Source organism: Kocuria sp. U4B, assembly GCF_054875615.1.
Genome location: NZ_CM142180.1, coordinates 3,569,893 through 3,588,743, shown reverse-complemented (window position 1 = coordinate 3,588,743; position 18,851 = coordinate 3,569,893). Strand labels below are relative to the sequence as shown.

The 18,851-nt window shown below is 71.5% G+C and carries 15 protein-coding genes; 12 read left to right on the top strand and 3 right to left on the bottom strand.

Annotated elements, in window-relative coordinates; all coding sequences use genetic code 11:
• Positions 1 to 197: 197 nt before the first annotated feature.
• Both ACYSMR_RS16640 and ACYSMR_RS16635 read right to left on the bottom strand, forming a co-directional pair.
• Entirely contained in the window at positions 198 to 662 is a 465-nt protein-coding gene (locus ACYSMR_RS16640; RefSeq protein ID WP_461746641.1) for a peroxiredoxin, read from the bottom strand.
• Positions 663 to 1,392: 730 nt separating this feature from the next.
• The gene (locus tag ACYSMR_RS16635; protein ID WP_251332552.1) at positions 1,393 to 2,151 is read right to left on the bottom strand and encodes an SDR family oxidoreductase; all 759 of its coding nucleotides are present in this window, start codon (positions 2,149 to 2,151) and stop codon (positions 1,393 to 1,395) included.
• A 199-nt stretch (positions 2,152 to 2,350) separates the two neighbouring features.
• Here ACYSMR_RS16635 and uraD point away from each other — a divergent pair, with 199 nt between their 5' ends.
• The 5 genes from uraD to aceE all read left to right on the top strand — a co-directional run bounded on the left by uraD (position 2,351) and on the right by aceE (position 8,654).
• Positions 2,351 to 2,848: a 2-oxo-4-hydroxy-4-carboxy-5-ureidoimidazoline decarboxylase gene (uraD, locus tag ACYSMR_RS16630; RefSeq protein WP_461746639.1), complete on the top strand. Its 498-nt coding sequence runs from the start codon at positions 2,351 to 2,353 to the stop codon at positions 2,846 to 2,848.
• Positions 2,845 to 3,171, top strand: coding sequence for a hydroxyisourate hydrolase (gene uraH, locus ACYSMR_RS16625; protein ID WP_461746637.1), 327 nt, complete (start codon positions 2,845 to 2,847; stop codon positions 3,169 to 3,171). The genes uraD and uraH overlap by 4 nt, the downstream gene beginning before the upstream one ends.
• A 74-nt stretch (positions 3,172 to 3,245) precedes the next feature.
• Positions 3,246 to 4,151: a factor-independent urate hydroxylase gene (gene pucL, locus ACYSMR_RS16620; protein WP_461746635.1), complete on the top strand. Its 906-nt coding sequence runs from the start codon at positions 3,246 to 3,248 to the stop codon at positions 4,149 to 4,151.
• Positions 4,152 to 4,250: 99 nt separating this feature from the next.
• Positions 4,251 to 5,804, top strand: coding sequence for a nucleobase:cation symporter-2 family protein (locus tag ACYSMR_RS16615; protein WP_461746633.1), 1,554 nt, complete (start codon positions 4,251 to 4,253; stop codon positions 5,802 to 5,804).
• A 129-nt stretch (positions 5,805 to 5,933) separates the two neighbouring features.
• Entirely contained in the window at positions 5,934 to 8,654 is a 2,721-nt protein-coding gene (gene aceE, locus ACYSMR_RS16610; protein ID WP_461746631.1) for a pyruvate dehydrogenase (acetyl-transferring), homodimeric type, read from the top strand.
• Positions 8,655 to 8,728: 74 nt separating this feature from the next.
• Here aceE and ACYSMR_RS16605 read toward each other — a convergent pair whose 3' ends face one another.
• Complete coding sequence (locus tag ACYSMR_RS16605; RefSeq protein ID WP_309126263.1) at positions 8,729 to 9,502, bottom strand: IclR family transcriptional regulator; 774 nt, start codon at positions 9,500 to 9,502, stop codon at positions 8,729 to 8,731.
• 183 nt (positions 9,503 to 9,685) lie between these two features.
• Between ACYSMR_RS16605 and ACYSMR_RS16600 the strand changes: the two genes are divergently transcribed.
• The 7 genes from ACYSMR_RS16600 (at position 9,686) to gcl (ending at position 18,816) form a co-directional block, all read left to right on the top strand.
• Entirely contained in the window at positions 9,686 to 11,068 is a 1,383-nt protein-coding gene (locus ACYSMR_RS16600; protein ID WP_461746629.1) for a malic enzyme-like NAD(P)-binding protein, read from the top strand.
• Between the two features lie 98 nt (positions 11,069 to 11,166).
• On the top strand, positions 11,167 to 12,795 hold the full coding sequence (gene aceB / locus ACYSMR_RS16595; protein ID WP_461746627.1) for a malate synthase A: 1,629 nt from the start codon (positions 11,167 to 11,169) through the stop codon (positions 12,793 to 12,795).
• Positions 12,792 to 14,144, top strand: coding sequence for a DUF6986 family protein (locus tag ACYSMR_RS16590; RefSeq protein ID WP_461746625.1), 1,353 nt, complete (start codon positions 12,792 to 12,794; stop codon positions 14,142 to 14,144). The genes aceB and ACYSMR_RS16590 overlap by 4 nt, the downstream gene beginning before the upstream one ends.
• A 1-nt stretch (position 14,145) precedes the next feature.
• A complete protein-coding gene (locus ACYSMR_RS16585; protein WP_251332561.1) occupies positions 14,146 to 14,967 on the top strand; it encodes a bifunctional allantoicase/(S)-ureidoglycine aminohydrolase in 822 nt (273 codons plus the stop codon).
• A gap of 240 nt (positions 14,968 to 15,207) precedes the next feature.
• Positions 15,208 to 16,014: a hydroxypyruvate isomerase family protein gene (locus ACYSMR_RS16580; protein ID WP_461746623.1), complete on the top strand. Its 807-nt coding sequence runs from the start codon at positions 15,208 to 15,210 to the stop codon at positions 16,012 to 16,014.
• A gap of 76 nt (positions 16,015 to 16,090) precedes the next feature.
• Positions 16,091 to 16,975, top strand: a complete 885-nt coding sequence (locus ACYSMR_RS16575; RefSeq protein WP_461746621.1) for a 2-hydroxy-3-oxopropionate reductase — start codon at positions 16,091 to 16,093, stop codon at positions 16,973 to 16,975.
• Between the two features lie 65 nt (positions 16,976 to 17,040).
• On the top strand, positions 17,041 to 18,816 hold the full coding sequence (gene gcl, locus ACYSMR_RS16570; protein WP_461746619.1) for a glyoxylate carboligase: 1,776 nt from the start codon (positions 17,041 to 17,043) through the stop codon (positions 18,814 to 18,816).
• The last annotated feature ends 35 nt before the right edge of the window (positions 18,817 to 18,851 follow it).

Here is an 18,851-nt window from a genome sequence, read left to right as displayed (position 1 = left end):
TCGCGCCGACGGGCCGGCGGCATCCGCGCCGCCGAGACGGTCGGACCGGTGCCTGCGCGGTCGCGAGGCGATCCTCGGCGGCGCCGGGCACCTCCGCGGAGTGCCCAGGAGGGGAACGAGGCGCTGGGTGCCGAGGGAGCTCGGGGCCGACAGCGGCCACTGGGGTCGCTCGTCAGCGACTGCCGGACCGGTTCCGCTCAGGCCTCCAGCCGCTGCCTGAGGGCCTTGACGTGGCCTTCGGCCTGGACGTCGTACTCGGCGGAGACGACGGAGCCGCTGTCGTCGACGACGAAGGTGGAGCGCAGCGGACCGATCCGGGGTGTCCCGTTCACGGTCTTCTCACCCCAGGCGCCCCACGCCCGAGCGGCCTCGGAGCCGGGGTCGGAGAGCAGGCGGTAGGGGAGGCGGTACTCCTCCACGAAACGGCTCAGGGTCTCGGGGTCGTCCGCCGAGACACCGAGCACGGTGTATCCCAGGTGCTGGAGCGACGCGAGGTTGTCCCGGAAGTCGCAGGCCTCGGAGGTGCACCCGGGGGTGAAGGCCTTCGGGTAGAAGTAGACGATCACCTTGCCGGGCAGGTCGGCGAGCCGCACCTGCTTTCCCTCGTGGTCGGTGAGCGTGAGGTCTGGCGCGGTGGCACCGGTGGGGATCTGCGGGGTCATGAGCTCTCCTGGGTGGTGGATCGTCGCCGCGAGCCGGCGTGCTGTTCCGCTCCGGGCTCGCTGGTGGCCTCGTTACGGGTGACGTCGAGCGGAAACGCGTCCTACCACCGCGCCGACGCAGGCCGACGAGACCGCCAGCACCCAGAGCGGTGCGGTGCGTTGGCGCCGGTGGGGCGGGCGGCTGAGGTCGGGGTCGCAGTCGATGGTGGTGTAGTCGAAGAAGGACGCGGGTGCGGCCGACGGCGAGGTATGGCTCACGGGTTCCCCCTGGGTTCGTATTATGAAATTACTTTTTCACGATACGAAATTTACTAGATCCTGCGCCATGGGTCAAGAGTGGCCCGCGGAATCAGGGGTACGGCCCAGGAGAGACCGGGAGGGGAAGGACGTGGTCGATCGGCGCCCTCGGTGCGGGGCTTGCGCGGAACGGCGAACGGCTTCGGCCCCGTGGGGACGGGCCTCCCGTGCGGCGACGAGGACCGGCACGCGGCGCCCGCGCACCGAGTGACCGCGACCCCTGTCGACACGTCCGGGACGGACCGGCCGGGGGGCGTGGTTGCGCCGGCCGTCGCCGACGGGGTCGGGGACGGCTGGCGGCGCTCCCGTCGACGGGGCCCCGGGTTCTCGGCGGTGGCAGAGCAGGCGCTCCCCCATCGTCGCCCCCGTGGGGAGTCCTGGATCCGGGCGGCGCCGGGAACGTCGTTGTCGCTCCCGGCCGAGGGCCGGCCCTTCACCCCCGGCCGAGGAACGGCATCCCGGCGGCGGTGAGCACGAGCGAGTTGACCGTGGCCGAGGCGGGCAGCTGCGCCATCAGCAGCACCGCCCGGCCGACCTCCTCGACGGGGAAGCTCGGCTCGGGCCGGAGCGAGCCGTCGGCCTGCAGGGCGCCGTCGCCGGTGCCCAGGCCGGCGAGCAGCTCGGTGGCCGCGTTGCCGATGTCGATCTGCCCGCAGCTGATGCCGTAGGCCCGCCCGTCCAGGTCGAGGGACTTCGTCAGGCCGGTGACCGCGTGCTTGCTCGCGGTGTACGCCGCGGACAGCGGCCGCGGCGCGTGCGCGGAGATCGAGCCGTTGTTGATGATGCGCCCGCCCCGGGGCTCCTGCGCCTTCATGATCCGGAAGGCCTCCGCCGAGCACAGGAAGGTGCCGGTCAGGTTGACCTGCAGGGTGCGCTGCCAGTCCTCGACGTCGATCTCGTCCGCCTCGCCCCGCGGCCCGAAGGTCCCCGCGTTGTTGAACAGCACGTCGATCCGCCCGGTGAGCCGCTCGACGTCCCGGAACGCCGAGGCCACGCTGGCCGGATCGGCGACGTCCACGGGCACGACGTGCGCCCCGGCCGCCCCGGCGGCGGTCTCCTCGAGGGCCTCGCGCCGGCGCCCGCCGAGCACGACGGTCCAGCCCTCGGCGAGGAAGCTGCGGGCGACCGCCCGCCCGATCCCCGATCCGGCCCCCGTCACCACGGCCACCTTGTTCCGTCCCGTGCTGCCCATGCGGTCCTCACTTCCTGGCCGGGCTCCGGCCTGCACCAGGGCCTCCCCCTCCATGCACTCGACGGGGAGGGACCCTGCGGTCCGTGGCGGAAATGTTGGGCCGACCCGTTGACTTCCACCCTGTGATCCCCTTCACTGTACCCAACGGAATATTCATTCCACATTATGAAATTTCTAGAGAGGATGCGGAACACAGCCCATGCATCTCACCGAGTTCAACACCCTGAGCAGGACCCACGCGGCCGAGGCCGTCCGGCCGGCCCTGGACATCCCCCGCTGGCTCGAGGCGGTCGTCGACGCCCGGCCCTACTGGCACCGGGACGCCCTGCTGGGAGCAGCCCGCACGGCGGCGCAGCCCTTCACCGACGAGGAGATCGAGCGGGCCCTGTCCCACCACCCGCGCATCGGGGAGCGGCCGGCGGGCAACGGCGCCGAGGCGGCGCTGTCGCGGGCGGAGCAGGCCGCCGTGGACCCCACGGACCGGAACGTGCAGGAGCGCCTGAGGGAAGGAAACCGGGCCTACGAGGAGAGGTTCGGCCGCGTCTTCCTCATCCGCGCCGCCGGCCGCACGCCCGAGGAGATCCTCGAGCAGCTCACTGCCCGCCTGGCCAACGACCCCGCGACGGAGCGCGCCGTGGTCGCCGAGCAGCTGCGCGAGATCGCCCTCCTCCGGCTGGAAGGACTCGTCACCCCATGAGCTACGTCACCGCCCACGTCCTCGACTCCGTCGCCGGCGCCCCCGCCCGCGGGGTCACCGTGGTCCTCGAGACCGCCGGGGAGGAGCCTCTGGCGACCGCCGTCACCGACGACGACGGCCGCGTGCCCGAGCTGGGCCCCGAGACCCTGGAATCCGGCGACTACCGGATCACCTTCCGCACGGGCGAGTACTTCGCCGGCAGGAACCAGCCGACGTTCTACCCGTACGTGACGGTGACCTTCACGGTGCAGGCGCAGGAGAAGCACTACCACGTGCCCCTGCTGCTGAGCCCGTTCGCCTTTTCCACCTACCGGGGCAGCTGACCCAGGAGTTGACGGGCCCGCCCGTCTTCGGCCGCCCCACCAGTAGACACCACCTTCCGCAAGGAGCGTTCGACATGACCGACGTCATTGCCGTCACCGACACCGTCGTCCTGGGAGCCAACCAGTACGGCAAGGCCGAGAACCACGTGGTGCGGATCAACCGCGACACCGACCGGCACGAGATCCGCGACCTCGTGGTGACCTCGCAGCTGCGCGGGGACCTGGAGGCCGTGCACACCCGGGGCGACAACGCCCACTGCGTGCCCACCGACACCCAGAAGAACACCGTCTTCGCCTTCGCCCAGCAGTACGGGATCGCCTCGCCCGAGGCCTTCCTCCTGAAGCTCTCGGACCACTTCACCGGCGAGTTCGAGTGGATCACCGGGGGCCGCTGGGCGGCCCAGGAGTACGCCTGGAGGCGCATCGACGACCACGACCACTGCTTCGTGCAGAAGAAGGACGAGGTCCGCACCGCCGTGGTGGTCACCGACGGGGACTCGCAGGCCGTGATCTCCGGGTTCAAGGACCTCACCGTCCTGAAGACCACCGAGTCCGGGTTCGCCGGCTACCCGAAGGACAAGTACACCACCCTGCCCGAGACGGAGGACCGCATCATGTCCACCGACGTGGCCACCCGGTGGCGCTACAACACCACGGACGTGGACTTCGACGCGGTCTACGAGGACGTCAAGAGGATCATCCTCGCCAAGTTCACCGACCACTACTCGCGGGCGCTGCAGGAGACCCTCTACCTCATGGGCAAGGGCGTGATCGAGGCCCACCCCGAGATCGACGAGATCAAGTTCTCCTGCCCCAACAAGCACCACTTCGTCTACGACCTGGGCTTCTGCGACCTGCCCAACAACAAGGAGACGCACTACGCGGCGGACCGCCCCTACGGCCTCATCGAGGCGACGATCCAGCGCAAGGACGCCCCGGGCAACGACGCCGCCTGGATGGGCATCGCCGGCTTCTGCTGACCTCCACGCACCACCGGGTGGGCCCGCCGTCACCGGCGGCGGGCCCACCGCTCCTCCCACCTTTCCTGCTCTCCTTCCCACTTCCACAGGATGGACACCATGACCAGGTCCCACACCGCCGAGCGGACGACAGCACCTCGCCCCGAGGACGAGAACCTCGGCATCGGCAGAAGCTTCGGCTACGGCCTGCAGCACGTGCTCACCATGTACGGCGGCATCATCGCCCCGCCCCTGATCATCGGCGGCGTCGCGGGGGTGAGCCCGCAGGAACAGGGGCTGCTCATCGCGGCGTGCCTGTTCGTGGGCGGTCTCGCCACGATCCTGCAGTCCTACGGGATCAAGTTCTTCGGCTCGCAGCTGCCCCTCGTGCAAGGCACCTCCTTCGCGTCCGTGGCCACCATGACCGCCATCGCCCAGGGCGGCGGCGGGATCCAGGCGGTGTTCGGCGCCGTGATCGCCTCGGCCGTGCTCGGCTTCCTGATCACGCCGTTCTTCGCCAGCATCGTGCGCTTCTTCCCGCCGGTCGTCACCGGCGTGGTGATCACCTCGATCGGGCTCACGCTCTTCCCCGTGGCCGCCCGGTGGGCCATGGGCGGCAACGCCCAGTCCCCGGAGTACGGCTCGGTCGGCAACCTCGGCCTGGCCGGGGCCACCCTGCTGATCATCCTGCTGCTCTCCAAGGTGGGCAGCGCGGCCATCTCCCGGCTGTCCATCCTCCTGGGCCTGGTGCTCGGCACGGTGCTGGCGGCGGTCCTGGGCAAGGCCGACTTCAGCAAGGTGGCCGACGGGGCGATCTTCGCCTTCCCGCAGCCGCTGGCCTTCGGCCCGCCCGTCTTCGAGGTCGCGGGGATCCTCTCCATGTTCATCGTGGTTCTCGTCATCCTCACGGAGACGACCGCGGACATCATCGCCGTGGGCGAGATCGTGGACACGAAGGTGGACAAGCGCCGGATCGCCGACGGGCTGCGGGCCGACATGGCGTCCTCCGCCGTCGCGCCCCTGTTCAACGGCTTCACCCAGAGCGCCTTCGCCCAGAACGTCGGGCTCGTGGCCATCACCGGCGTCAAGAGCCGGTTCGTGGTCACCGCCGGCGGCGCCATCCTGGTGATCCTGGGCCTGCTGCCCGTCCTGGGCCGCGTCGTCGCCGCCGTGCCCCCGCCCGTGCTGGGCGGTGCGGGCATCGTGCTCTTCGGCAGCGTGGCCGCCTCCGGCATCCGGACCCTGGCGAAGGTGGACTACAAGAACGGCGCCAACCTGATCATCGTGGCCACCTCCATCGGCTTCGGCATGCTGCCGATCGCCCTGCCCGAGATCTACGACCGCTTCCCCGGCTGGTTCGAGACCATCTTCCACTCGGGCATCAGCTCGGCCGCCGTGATGGCGGTCCTGCTGAACCTGCTGTTCAACGAGTTCCGCGCCGGCAACCCCCCGCGGGGCACCGGCTCGGTCTTCGCCAACGCCCCGGTCCGGGCGGTGCGCTACGAGAGCCTGGAGCACCTCCAGGACCACCTGCAGGAGGGCGACACCGTCAGGGACGGCAAGCTCGTGGACTGCGACGGCAACGAGGTGCCCGTCATCACCGCCGCCGGGGAGATCATCGACACCCGGATCTGCCGGTCCCAGGACGGCTCCAGCGGCGCCTCCGCGCACTGACGCACCGGCAGCACCGGGCCACCGCCGGTCTCCTGCGGCGCCGGGGTCCCCGGCGCCGCAGGAGACCGGCCGGGCATGTCCTTCTCCACCCCTGACGACCGAGAGCGAGTTGACGTGAATCCTGAGCGCATGGTCGAGACCCCCGACCGGCCGACCCCCGATCTCCCGAACAGCACACCGGAGCAGACCGCAGCGTGGCCGGGCTCGTTCGAGGACCTGGTCGAGAGGCAGGTGAGGGAACGGACGCAGTACCTTCTGCACTCCTCTGCCCCACGGCCCCGGGCCAGGGGCGCGGACGCGCCGGCGGTGACGACCGACTACGTGAACACGATCCCCGCCGACCAGGAGCCCGATTTCCCCGGTGACGAGGAGATCGAGCGGCGCTACCGCGCGTTCCTGCGCTGGAACGCGGCCGTGATGGTCCACCGCGCGCAGCGTCCCGAGATCGGCGTGGGCGGGCACATCTCCACCTACGCGGGAGCCGCGACGCTCTACGAGGTCGGCTTCAACCACTTCTTCCGCGGCCCGCAGCACCCCGGCGGCGGCGACCAGGTGTTCTTCCAGGGTCACGCCTCCCCCGGCATGTACGCCCGGGCGTTCCTGGAGGGCCGCCTGACCGAGGAGCAGCTGGACGGGTTCCGGCAGGAGAAGTCCAAGGGCGCCAGCGGCATCCCGTCCTATCCGCACCCCCGGTCGATGCCGGACTTCTGGCAGTTCCCGACGGTGTCGATGGGCATCGGCCCGATGAACGCCATCTACCAGGCGCAGTTCAACCGCTACCTGCACCACCGCGGGATCAAGGACACCTCCGACCAGCGCGTGTGGGCCTTCCTGGGCGACGGCGAGATGGACGAGCCCGAGTCGCGCGGCCTGCTCCAGCTGGCCGCCAACGAGAAGCTGGACAACCTCACCTTCGTGGTCAACTGCAACCTGCAGCGCCTCGACGGGCCGGTGCGCGGCAACGGCAAGATCGTCCAGGAGCTCGAGGCGTTCTTCCGCGGCGCCGGCTGGAACGTCGTGAAGGTCCTGTGGGGCAGGGAGTGGGACCCCCTGCTGGCCGCCGACACGGACGGGGAGCTCGTGCGCATCATGAACGAGACCGTCGACGGCGACTACCAGACCTTCAAGGCGGAGTCCGGCGGGTTCGTGCGCGACCACTTCTTCGGCCGGTCCGCCGCCACCAAGGAGCTCGTCGCGGACATGACGGACGACGAGATCTGGTCCCTCAAGCGCGGCGGCCACGACTACCGCAAGGTCTACGCCGCCTACCGGGCCGCCACCGAGTTCCGGGGCAAGCCCACGGCGGTGCTCGCGATGACGGTGAAGGGCTACGGCCTGGGCGCCTCCTTCGAGGCGCGCAACGCGACCCACCAGATGAAGAAGCTCACCCTGGAGGACCTCAAGACCTTCCGCGACCACCTGCGCATCCCGGTCACGGACGAGCAGATCGACAACGACCTCTACGGCGCCCCGTACTACCACCCGGGGCCCGACGCCCCCGAGATCCGGTACCTGCTGGAGCGGCGCCAGGAGCTCGGCGGCTTCGTGCCGCAGCGCCGCAGCAGCAGCGCTCCCGTGCCGCTGCCCGAGGCCGCCGCCTACCGGTCCGGCCGGAAGGGCTCGGGCAAGCAGATGGCTGCCACCACGATGGCCTTCGTGCGGATCCTCCGGGACCTCATGCGGGAGAAGGACTTAGGCCACCGCATCGTGCCGATCATCCCGGACGAGGCGCGGACCTTCGGCATGGACTCGTTCTTCCCCACCGCGAAGATCTACAACCCCCACGGGCAGAACTACCTGTCGGTGGACCGCGAGCTGATGCTCGCCTACAAGGAGTCCCCGCAGGGCGTCCTGCTCCACCCGGGCATCAACGAGGCCGGCGCCACCGCGGCGTTCACCGCGGCCGGGACCTCCTACGCCACGCACGGCGAGCCGATGATCCCCGTCTACATCTTCTACTCGATGTTCGGCTTCCAGCGCACCGGTGACTCCTTCTGGGCGGCGGCCGACCAGATGACGCGCGGATTCGTCATCGGTGCCACCGCGGGGCGGACCACGCTCACCGGCGAGGGCCTCCAGCACGCCGACGGCCACTCCCCCGTGCTGGCGGGCACGAACCCCGCGGTGCGCAGCTACGACCCGGCGTTCGGCTACGAGATCGCCCACATCGTCCGTCACGGGCTGGAGCAGATGTACGGGCCGGACTCACCGGACCCGGACGTCATGTACTACCTCACGGTCTACAACGAGCCGTACCACCAGCCCGCCGAGCCGGAGGACGTCGACGTCGAGGGCGTCGTGCGCGGGATCCACCGGATCAGCCGCTCCCAGGTGCCGGGTCCCCAGGTGCAGCTGCTCGGCTCGGGAGTCTCCGTGCCGTGGGCCCTGCAGGCCCAGCAGGTCCTGGCCGAGGAGTGGGGCGTCCGCGCCGACGTGTGGTCGGTGACCTCCTGGAACGAGCTGCGCCGCGACGGCCTGGCCGCCGAGCGGGAGGCATTCCGCAACCCGGGAGCACCGCGCCGCGTTCCCTTCGTCACCCAGCAGCTCGCCGGCGCCGAGGGGCCGGTGATCGCCTCCACCGACTTCGTCTCCGACCTGCCGGACCGGATCCGCCAGTACCTGCCGAACGACTTCGCCACCCTGGGCGCCGACGGGTTCGGCTTCTCCGACACCCGGGCCGCGGCACGGCGCTGGTTCACGATCGACGTGCACTCCATCGTGGTGCGGGCCCTGGAGATGCTGGCCGACCGCGGGGCGGTGGACGCCGGCGCCCCGGTCCGGGCCTTCGAGCGCTACCGCCTCGATGACGTCACCGCCGGCACCACCGGCAACGCCGGCGGAGAGGCCTGAGCTCGCTGCCGGGTCCACGACGGCGTCCGCCCGCCCCGGGGGCGGGCGGACGCCGTCGCAGGCCCATGGGTCCCTCAGGCCGGGGCGGGCATCAGCTCCGCGGCGATCGCCTCGGCCGCCCGGCGCAGGACAGGCACCGCCCGGCGGCCGAAGTCCTCGTCCACGCGGGAGACCGGCCCGGAGACGGAGATCGCCGTGGGCGTGGGGGCCCCGGGCACCGCCATCGCGTAGCAGCGCACCCCGAGCTCCTGCTCCTCGTCGTCGACCGCGTAGCCGCGCTCCCGGATCCGCGCGAGGTCGGCGAACAGCTCCTCGAGGGTGCCGAGGCTCTTCTCCGTGGGGGTGGGCATGCCGGTGGCGGCGACGATCGCGCGCACCCGCTTCTCCGGCAGCGTCGCCAGGATCGCCTTGCCTACCCCGGTGTCGTGGGTGTCCGCCCGGCGCCCGACCTCGGTGAACATCCTCATGGACCGGCTCGACTGGGCCTGGGCGATGTAGACGACCTGCTGGCCGTCGAGCACGGCCATGTTCGCCGACTCCCCGAGCTCCTCGACGAGCTCGTCGAGCCGGGCCCGGGCCGAGGAGCCGAACTGCCGGCCCGCGGCCTCCCCCAGCAGGATCAAGCGCGGCCCGAGCGCGTAGTTGCGGTTCGGGAGCTGGCGAACGTAGCCCGGGGGCACCAGGGTGCGCAGGAGCCGGTGGATGGTCGGCAGCGGCAGCCTCACGGCCGCGGCGAGCTCGCTGAGCGACATCTCGCCACCGGCCGCGGTGATCACCTCGAGGAGCTCGAACACCCGCTCCACCGATTGCACACCGCCCGACGCAGCACGTGCACTCGTCGTGGTCATAGCCTCTCCCGTCGTCCCGGCCCGGCCGCCCCGTGCGGCGGGCGAGGAGCCGGCCACGAGGTGCGTGACGGGTGTCACCGCGAACCCTTGCCAACCCCTGCTGGCTCCCATAATATCCATAATACGAAAGTTTCATTCCACGATACGACTGAAATTGTCGATCCACAGGTCCCTGGAGGAACCATGGCAACGCCCAGCCCCGGCTATTCGATGATCCTGCGCGTGGAGGCACCGGCGGGCCTCACCGTCACCAGCGAGCTCGCTGCCGCAGCCGCGCGCGCCGGTGCGGCGGTGACCGCCCTCGACATCGTCGAGTCGCACCCGGACCACGTCGTGGTCGACGTGAGCTGCAACGTCTCGGACGCCTCCCACCGGGACGAGGTGCGCGAGGCCCTCGAGGCGCTCGAGGGCGTGCAGGTGCGCAAGATCAGCGACCGCACCTTCCTGATCCACCTCGGCGGCAAGATCGAGGTCACCCCGCGCGTGTCCCTGCGCAACCGCGACGACCTCTCCCGCGCCTACACCCCGGGGGTGGCCCGCGTGTGCATGGCCATCCACGAGAACCCCGAGGACGCCCGGCGGCTGACCGTCAAGCGCAACACCGTGGCCGTGGTCACCGACGGCACCGCCGTGCTCGGCCTGGGCGACATCGGCCCCGCCGCGGCCCTGCCGGTGATGGAGGGCAAGGCAGCCCTCTTCAAGGCCTTCGGCGGCGTGGACGCCTGGCCCGTGTGCCTGGACACGAAGGACACCGACGAGATCGTGCGCATCGTCAAGGCCATGGCCCCGGTCTACGGCGGGATCAACCTGGAGGACATCGCCGCCCCGCGGTGCTTCGAGATCGAGGCCCGCCTGCGCGAGGAGCTCGACATCCCCGTCTTCCACGACGACCAGCACGGCACCGCGATCGTGGCCCTGGCCGCCCTCTTCAACGCCCTGCGCGTGGTGGGCAAGACCATCGAGGACGTGCGGATCGTGGTCTCGGGCGTCGGCGCCGCCGGGCACGCCATCATCCAGCTGCTCAAGGCCCAGGGAGCCGGGGACATCGTGGCCTGCTCCCGCAACGGCGCGATCCACCGGGGGGAGTCCTACCAGGACGCCCACCGGCAGTGGATCGCCGAGAACACCAACGAGGCCGGGTTCTCGGGCAGCCTCAAGGAAGCCATGGTCGGAGCGGACGTCTTCATCGGCGTCTCCGCCCCGGACCTGCTCGGCGCGGCGGACGTGGCCGCCATGAACGACCGCGCCGTGGTCTTCGCCATGGCCAATCCCGACCCCGAGATCGAGCCGGGGATCGCGGCCGAGCACGCCGCCGTGGTCGCGACCGGACGCTCCGACTTCCCGAACCAGATCAACAACGTGCTCGCCTTCCCGGGCCTGTTCCGCGGCCTGCTCGACGCCGGGGCCGCCGACATCACCACCGGGATGCTCGTCGCCGCGGCCCGGGCCATCGCCGACTGCGTGCACGAGGACGAGCTCAACGCGAGCTACATCGTGCCCAGCGTCTTCGACCCGCACGTGGCCCCGGCGGTGGCGGAGGCCGTGCAGCGGGTGGCCCAGAAGTAGCACGGCCCCGGCTCCGCCCCCCCCCCCCCGAGCGTCGTCGCCCGGCCCCGGGCCGGGCGACGCCACCCCCAGAACACTGCACCGAACGGAGACCCATCATGACCATCGAGTTCACCACCCCCGCCGGCCTCGACCGCGCCGGCGAGATCCTCACCGACGAGGCCCTCGCCTTCGTGGAGGCCCTGCACCAGAACTTCGCCGCCCGCCGCGAGGAGCTGCTGGGCCTGCGGGTGACGGCCCGCGAGCAGGCGGCGGCCACCGGCACCCTGGACTTCCTCCCGGAGACGAAGGAGATCCGGGAGGGCGAGTGGAAGGTCGCCCCGGCGCCGCCGGCGCTGCAGGACCGCCGCGTGGAGATGACCGGCCCGGCCTCGCCCGCCAAGATGGCGATCAACGCCCTGAACTCCGGGGCGAAGGTGTGGCTGGCCGACCTCGAGGACGCCTCGAGCCCGACCTGGTACAACCAGGTCGACGGCGTGCTGAACCTGCGCGACGCCGCGCGCGGCACGCTCGAGTACACCTCGCCCGAGGGCAAGCGCTACGCGCTGCGCGAGGACGCCCCGCTGGCCGTGGTGGTCGCCCGCCCCCGCGGCTGGCACCTGCCCGAGTACAACGTCACCGTGGACGGGCAGCCGGGCTCGGGCTCGCTGGTGGACTTCGGCCTGCACTTCTTCCACACGGCGAAGCTGCTGCTCGCCAACGGCCACGGCCCGTACTACTACCTGCCGAAGATGGAGTCCCACCTCGAGGCGCGGCTGTGGAACGACGTCTTCACGTTCGCCGAGGAGTACGTCGGGATCGACCACGGCACCGTCCGCGCCACCGTGCTCATCGAGACCATCCCCGCGGCGTTCCAGATGGAGGAGATCCTCTACGAGCTGCGCGAGCACGCCTCCGGGCTCAACGCGGGACGCTGGGACTACCTCTTCAGCGTCATCAAGTACTTCCGGGACGCGGGCGAGCAGTTCGTGCTGGCCGACCGCTCCACGATCACCATGACCGCCCCGCTGATGCGCGCCTACACCGAGCTGCTCGTGCGGACCTGCCACCGCCGCGGGGCCTTCGCGATGGGCGGCATGGCCGCGTTCATCCCGAACCGCCGCGACCCCGAGACCACCGCGGCCGCCTTCGAGAAGGTGCGGGCGGACAAGACCCGCGAGGCCACCGACGGCTTCGACGGCTCCTGGGTGGCCCACCCCGACCTCGTCCCCACCTGCCGCGAGGTCTTCGACGGGGTCCTGGACGAGAAGCCCAACCAGGTCGACCGGCTGCGCGAGGAGGTGCAGGTCAGCGCCGCGCAGCTGCTCGACGTCCCCAGCGCCGGGACCGTGCGCACGCAGAAGGAGCTGGCGGCCAACCTCTACGTGGCCATCCGCTACACCGCCGTGTGGCTCTCCGGCAACGGGGCCGTGGCGATCCACAACCTCATGGAGGACGCCGCCACCGCGGAGATCTCCCGCTCCCAGGTCTGGCAGCAGATCAAGAACGGCATCCGGTACGACGACACGGGGGCCACGGCCACGCGGGAGCTGGTCTCCGGGGTGCTCGAGGAGCAGAAGGCGGCGCTGCGCGAGGAGATCGACCCGGAGACGTTCGAGCGGTTCTTCGAGCCGGCCGCCGGGCTGATCGCGGACCTCGTGCTCGGCGAGGACTACATCGACTTCCTCACCCTGCCCGCCTACGACCTGCTGGAGAGGTCCGCACGCGACCGGGCGGCCACGAAGTGAGCGCCGGACACCCGGCCGGAGTCCTGGGCACGGCCTTCCAGCAGTCCGTGGACGAGAAGTTGCGCGGCACCGACGCGCTGCTGGCGCGGGCCTACCCCGGAGACCCCGGGACCCGCCAGCCGGTGCACACGGTCTACGTCCCGGCCGACGCCTTCCGCCCGGACCTGCCCCGGCAGTGGGGCCGGCGCGCGCTCGAGGCCGTCGCCGGGCCGGGGATCCGGGGCCTGGCGGCCGCCGTGGCCCCCGCGGGCCTCGACGGGGCGCTCGTGGGCCCGGTGGCCGAGGCGGTCGAGCGCAAGCTGGCCACCGAGCCGATCGAGGACCTGCGCATCGACTTCGAGGACGGCTTCGGCGACCGGGGCGACGACGTGGAGGACGAGCACGCCCTGCGGACCGCCCGGGACGTCGCCCGGGCCGTGCGCGAGGCCACCGCGCCCCCGTTCGTGGGCATCCGCTTCAAGTGCTTCGAGGCGCCCACCCGCGCCCGCGGCCTGCGGACCCTGGACCTGTTCCTCACCACCCTGGTGCGCGAGGGCGGGCTGAAGGAGGCCGGGCACAGCCCCGACGGGCTGCCCCGCGGCCTCGTGCTCACCCTGCCCAAGGTCAGCACCCTCGAGCAGGTGCAGGTGATGGCCGAAGCCTGCGAGCGCCTCGAGGAGGGTCTGGGCCTGGGCCCCGGCCGGCTGCGCTTCGAGGTGCAGATGGAGACCGCCCCGATGATCCTGGGCCCCGACGGCACCTGCCCCATCCCGGCCATGCTCCACCGCACGGGCGGTCGGGTCGAGGCCCTGCACTACGGGACCTACGACTACTCCGACTCCCTGCAGATCGCCGCCGCCTACCAGTCCATGGAGCACCCGGCGGCCGACCACGCCAAGGCCGTCATGCAGGTGGCCGTGGCCGGGACCGGGGTGCGCCTGTCGGACGGGTCCACCAACGTCCTGCCGACCGGGGACGAGGAGCAGCGGCGCGCGGCGTGGGCGCTGCACGCCCGTCTGGTCCGCCGCTCCCTGGAGCGGGGCTTCTACCAGGGCTGGGACCTGCACCCCGCGCAGCTGCCCACCCGCTTCCTCGCCACGTACTTCTTCTACCGCCAGGGCTTCGCCGCCGCGGCGCTGCGGCTGCGCAACTACGTCCACGGCGTCGGGTCGGAGATCCTGGACGAACCCGCCACGGCCCGCGCCCTGGCCCGGTTCGTCCACCGCGGCGTGCTCTGCGGCGCCGTGACCGAGGCCGAGCTGGAGGCCGCGGCGGGCATCGGCGGCCAGGACCTGTTCGCCCTCGCCCACCCCAGGGCCGCGGCCCCCGCCCCCTCGAGCCCGGCCGCATCGACCACCGGAGGCAACTGACATGACGCGGACCACCTACCACGCCCCGCACGGCGGCCACCCGCCGCAGACGGACCTGCTGACGGACCGGGCGATGTTCACCGAGGCCTACGCGGTGATCCCGCGCGGGACCATGCGCGACATCGTGACGAGCCGCCTGCCGCACTGGGAGGACACCCGGCTGTGGGTGCTCGCCCGGCCGCTGTCCGGCTTCGCCGAGACGTTCTCGCAGTACATCATGGAGGTCGGCCCCGGCGGCGGCAGCGACCGGCCCGAGACGGAGTCCGGCGTCGAGGGGGTCCTGTTCCTCATGGAGGGCGCCCTGCTGCTGACGGTGGAGGAGGAGGAGTACGAGCTCACCCCCGGCGGCTATGCGTTCCTCCCGCCGGAGTGCCGGTGGACGGTGCGCAACCACGGCGAGGAGCCCGCCCGCTTCCACTGGATCCGCAAGGCCTACGAGTACGTGCAGGGCCTCGAGGTCCCCGAGCCGTTCGTCACCAACGAGCAGGACGTGGCGCCGACCCCCATGCCGGGCACCGACGGCCGGTGGGCGACCACCCGGTTCGTGGACCCCGACGACGTCCGCTACGACATGCACGTGACGATCGTGACCTTCGAGCCCGGCGGAGTCATCCCCTTCGCCGAGACGCACGTGATGGAGCACGGGCTCTATGTGCTCGAGGGCAAGGCGGTCTACCGGCTCAACCAGGACTGGGTCGAGGTGGAGGCGGGCGACTTCATGTGGTTGCGCGCCTTCTGCCCGCAGGCCTGCTACGCGGGCGGACCGGGGAAGTTCCGGTACCTGCTCTACAAGGACGTCCACCGGCACATGAAGCTCTCCTGACCCCGGCCGGCCCCGCCGGCCCTTCCTCCACCCCGCCCCACGACCGGCGCCACCCCGGTCGTGGGGCGGGGTTTCCACATGGTGGCGGCCAGTTCCCCTCCTCCGGGCCCCCGCTGTTGACGCAGGTCACATGGACCCGTAGCATTTTCGTAGAACAGAACTTGTATTCCGCAATACGAAATTCTTGCTCACGGCGGCGGCCGGCTCCCCGGCCTCCGCCCCGGCTACCAGGAGGCCAACGTGTCCTACACCGTGAACTGCTCCATCCTCCTCACCCACCTTCCGCTGCTCGACCGTCCTGCCGCGGCCCGGGCCGCCGGTTTCGACGCCGTCGAGTTCTGGTGGCCCTTCGACACCTCCGTGCCCGCCGACAAGGACGTCGACGCCTTCGTCGCCGCCGTCCAGGACGCCGGCGTGCAGCTGACCGGGCTGAACTTCAACGCCGGGAACATGCCGGGCGGCGACCGGGGCCTCGTGTCGTGGCCGGCCCGTTCGCAGGACTTCGCCGACAACCTCGACGTCGTCGCCGCCATCGGCGAGCGCACCGGCTGCAGGGCCTTCAACGCCCTCTACGGCAACCGCCAGCCCGGCGTCTCCGCCGAGGAGCAGGACGAGCTGGGCGTGCAGAACCTGGCGCGAGCCGGCCGTGCGGTGGCCCGCATCGGCGGCACCGTGCTCCTGGAGCCCGTCTCCGGAGCCCCCGCATACCCGCTGAAGACCGCCCGGGATGCCCTGGCCGTCATCGGCCGGGTCCGCGACGCCGGCGCGGACAACGTCCGGCTGCTGGCCGACTTCTACCACCTGGCCGTCAACGGCGACGACGTCGACGCCGTCATCGAGGACCACGCCGCCGATTTCGGCCACATCCAGATCGCCGACGCCCCCGGGCGCAACGAGCCCGGCACCGGTGAGCTGCCCCTGCAGCGGTGGATCGCCCGCAGCCGTGAGCTCGGGTACTCCGGGCGCGTCGGCCTCGAGTACAAGGCCTCCCAGGAGGACTCCTTCGCGTGGACCGCCTCGTGGTCCACGGCCCGTACCGGCGCCTGATCTTCTCCCCTCCGCCACCTGACACCACCGGCCCGTCGCACCCACCGTCCGGGCCCCCACAGTGAGGACTTCCACCATGACCAGCATCACCGTCATCGGCCTCGGCATCATGGGCCTGCCCATGGCCAAGAACCTGCTCAGGGCCGGCCACGACGTCGTCGGCTACAACCGCTCCCAGGACAAGATCGACCAGCTCGTCGAGGCCGGCGGCAAGGGCGCGTCCAGCGTCGCCGAGGCCGTGGCCGAGGCCGACGTCGTGATCACGATGGTCCCGGACTCCCCCGACGTCGAGGAAGTCGTCACCGGCGAGGACGGCGTCTTCGCCCACGCCCGGCAGGGCACCCTCTGGATCGACGCGAGCTCCATCCGCCCCGACGTCGCCGCACGGCTGTCCCGGGAGGCCACCGAGAAGGGTCTGCGTCCGCTGGACGCCCCGGTCTCCGGTGGGGAGCAGGGCGCCATCGACGCCGTGCTGTCCATCATGGTCGGCGGGGAAGCGGCGGACTTCGAGGCGGCCCGGCCGGTCCTGGAGGCCGTCGGGAGGACCATCGTGCACGTGGGCCCCGCCGGCTCCGGGCAGACCGTCAAGGCCGCGAACCAGCTCATCGTGGCCGGCAACATCCAGCTGCTGGCCGAGGCCATCGTCTTCCTGGAGGCCTACGGCGTGGACACCGGCGCGGCGCTGAAGGTCCTCGGCGGGGGCCTGGCCGGCTCCAAGGTCCTGGACCAGAAGGGCGCGAAGATGCTGGAGCGCGACTTCGCCCCCGGCTTCCGCCTCCAGCTCCACAACAAGGACATGGGCATCGTCACCTCCGCCGCCCGCGAGGCCGGCGTGGCCATCCCGCTCGGCGCCCTGGTCGCCCAGCTCGTGGGCGCCACCGTCAACCGCGGCGACGGCGGCCTGGACCACTCGGGGCTGTTCAAGCTCACCGAAGAGCTCTCCGGCCGCTCCGGCAACTGATCCTCCCGGCCCCGGCGTCCCGCCAGGGCACCCTCACCCCACGCTCTCAGCACAAGGAGTCCACCATGGCCAGAATGCGCACCGTCGACGCCGTCGTCGCCATCCTCGAGAAGGAGGGCGCCACCGAGGCCTTCGGCCTGCCCGGCGCCGCCATCAACCCCCTCTACTCGGCGATGCGCGCCCACGGCGGCATCCGCCACACCCTCGCCCGCCACGTCGAGGGCGCCTCGCACATGGCCGACGGCTACACCCGCGCCGCCCCCGGCAACATCGGCGTCTGCATCGGCACCTCCGGGCCGGCCGGCACCGACATGATCACCGGCCTCTACGCCGCCTCGGCGGACTCCGTGCCGATCCTGTGCATCACCGGGCAGGCGCCGGTGGCCAAGCTGCACAAGGAGGACTTCCAGGCCGTGGACATCTCCTCCATCGCCGCACCCGTCACCAAGATGGCCATGACCGTGCTGGAACCCGGCCAGGTCCCCGGGGCCTTCCAGAAGGCCTTCTACGAGATGCGCTCCGGGCGCCCGGGCCCCGTCCTGCTGGACCTGCCGCTGGACGTGCAGCTGGCCGAGATCGAGTTCGACATCGACGTCTACGAGCCGCTGGCGGTCACCCGCCCCACCGCCACCCGGGCCCAGGCGCGGAAGGCCCTGGACATGATGGCCGCCGCGCAGCGCCCGCTCATCGTGGCCGGCGGCGGGGTCATCAACGCCGACGCCTCCGAGAAGCTGGTGGAGCTCGCCGAGCTGCTCGACGTCCCGGTGATCCCCACCCTCATGGGCTGGGGCGCCATCCCGGACGACCACCCGCTGATGGCCGGGATGGTGGGGCTGCAGACCTCCCACCGCTACGGCAACGAGACCCTGCTGCAGTCCGACTTCGTGCTCGGCATCGGCAACCGGTGGGCCAACCGCCACACCGGCGGGCTGGACACCTACACGGCAGGCCGGAAGTTCGTGCACATCGACATCGAGCCCACCCAGATCGGGCGGGTCTTCGCCCCGGACCTGGGCATCGTCTCCGACGCCGGCGCCGCGCTGGAGGTCCTGCTGGAGGTCGCCCGGGAGCGCAGGGCGCAGGCGAGCCTGCCCGACCGCTCCGCGTGGGTGCAGGACTGCGCCCGCCGCAAGGGCACGATGCAGCGCAAGACCCACTTCACGGACGTGCCGATCAAGCCCCAGCGCGTGTACGAGGAGATGAACGCCGCCTTCGGCAAGGACGTCACCTACGTCTCCACGATCGGGCTCTCCCAGATCGCCGGCGGACAGTTCCTCCACGTCTACGGGCCGCGCCAGTGGATCAACGCCGGCCAGGCCGGGCCCCTGGGCTGGACCGGGCCCGCCGCCCTCGGCGTGGTCCGCGGCAAGCCGGGACAGACCGTGGTGGCGCTGTCCGGGGACTACGACTTCCAGTTCATGGTCGAGGAGCTGGCCGTGGGCGCCCAGTTCAACCTCCCCTACATCCACGTGGTCGTGAACAACTCCTACCTGGGCCTGATCCGCCAGTCCCAGCGCGGGTTCAGCATGGAGCAGAACGTCTCCCTGGCCTTCGAGAACATCAACTCCCCCGAGACCAACGGCTACGGCGTCGACCACCTCAAGGTCGCCGAGGGCCTGGGCTGCAAGGCCGTGCGGGTGACGGACCCGCAGAAGCTGCAGGCAGCCTTCGCCGAGGCCGGCGCCCTCGCCGCGGAGCACCGGGTGCCGGTGGTCGTGGAGGTCATCCTGGAGAAGGTCACCAACATCTCCATGGGCACCGAGATCGACGGTGTGGTGGAGTTCGAGGAGCTGGCCGAGCGCGGGGAGGACGCCCCGACCGCGATCGCGCTGCTCGACTGACCCGCCGGCCCCGCACCGGCACCCCACCCGCACAG

Coding starts and splice junctions, on each gene's coding strand:
- ACYSMR_RS16640 (WP_461746641.1), bottom strand. CDS start 662: ATGACCCCGCAGATCCCCACCGGTGCCACCGCGCCAGACCTCACGCTC.
- ACYSMR_RS16635 (WP_251332552.1), bottom strand. CDS start 2,151: ATGGGCAGCACGGGACGGAACAAGGTGGCCGTGGTGACGGGGGCCGGA.
- uraD (WP_461746639.1), top strand. CDS start 2,351: ATGCATCTCACCGAGTTCAACACCCTGAGCAGGACCCACGCGGCCGAG.
- uraH (WP_461746637.1), top strand. CDS start 2,845: ATGAGCTACGTCACCGCCCACGTCCTCGACTCCGTCGCCGGCGCCCCC.
- pucL (WP_461746635.1), top strand. CDS start 3,246: ATGACCGACGTCATTGCCGTCACCGACACCGTCGTCCTGGGAGCCAAC.
- ACYSMR_RS16615 (WP_461746633.1), top strand. CDS start 4,251: ATGACCAGGTCCCACACCGCCGAGCGGACGACAGCACCTCGCCCCGAG.
- aceE (WP_461746631.1), top strand. CDS start 5,934: ATGGTCGAGACCCCCGACCGGCCGACCCCCGATCTCCCGAACAGCACA.
- ACYSMR_RS16605 (WP_309126263.1), bottom strand. CDS start 9,502: ATGACCACGACGAGTGCACGTGCTGCGTCGGGCGGTGTGCAATCGGTG.
- ACYSMR_RS16600 (WP_461746629.1), top strand. CDS start 9,686: ATGGCAACGCCCAGCCCCGGCTATTCGATGATCCTGCGCGTGGAGGCA.
- aceB (WP_461746627.1), top strand. CDS start 11,167: ATGACCATCGAGTTCACCACCCCCGCCGGCCTCGACCGCGCCGGCGAG.
- ACYSMR_RS16585 (WP_251332561.1), top strand. CDS start 14,146: ATGACGCGGACCACCTACCACGCCCCGCACGGCGGCCACCCGCCGCAG.
- ACYSMR_RS16575 (WP_461746621.1), top strand. CDS start 16,091: ATGACCAGCATCACCGTCATCGGCCTCGGCATCATGGGCCTGCCCATG.
- gcl (WP_461746619.1), top strand. CDS start 17,041: ATGGCCAGAATGCGCACCGTCGACGCCGTCGTCGCCATCCTCGAGAAG.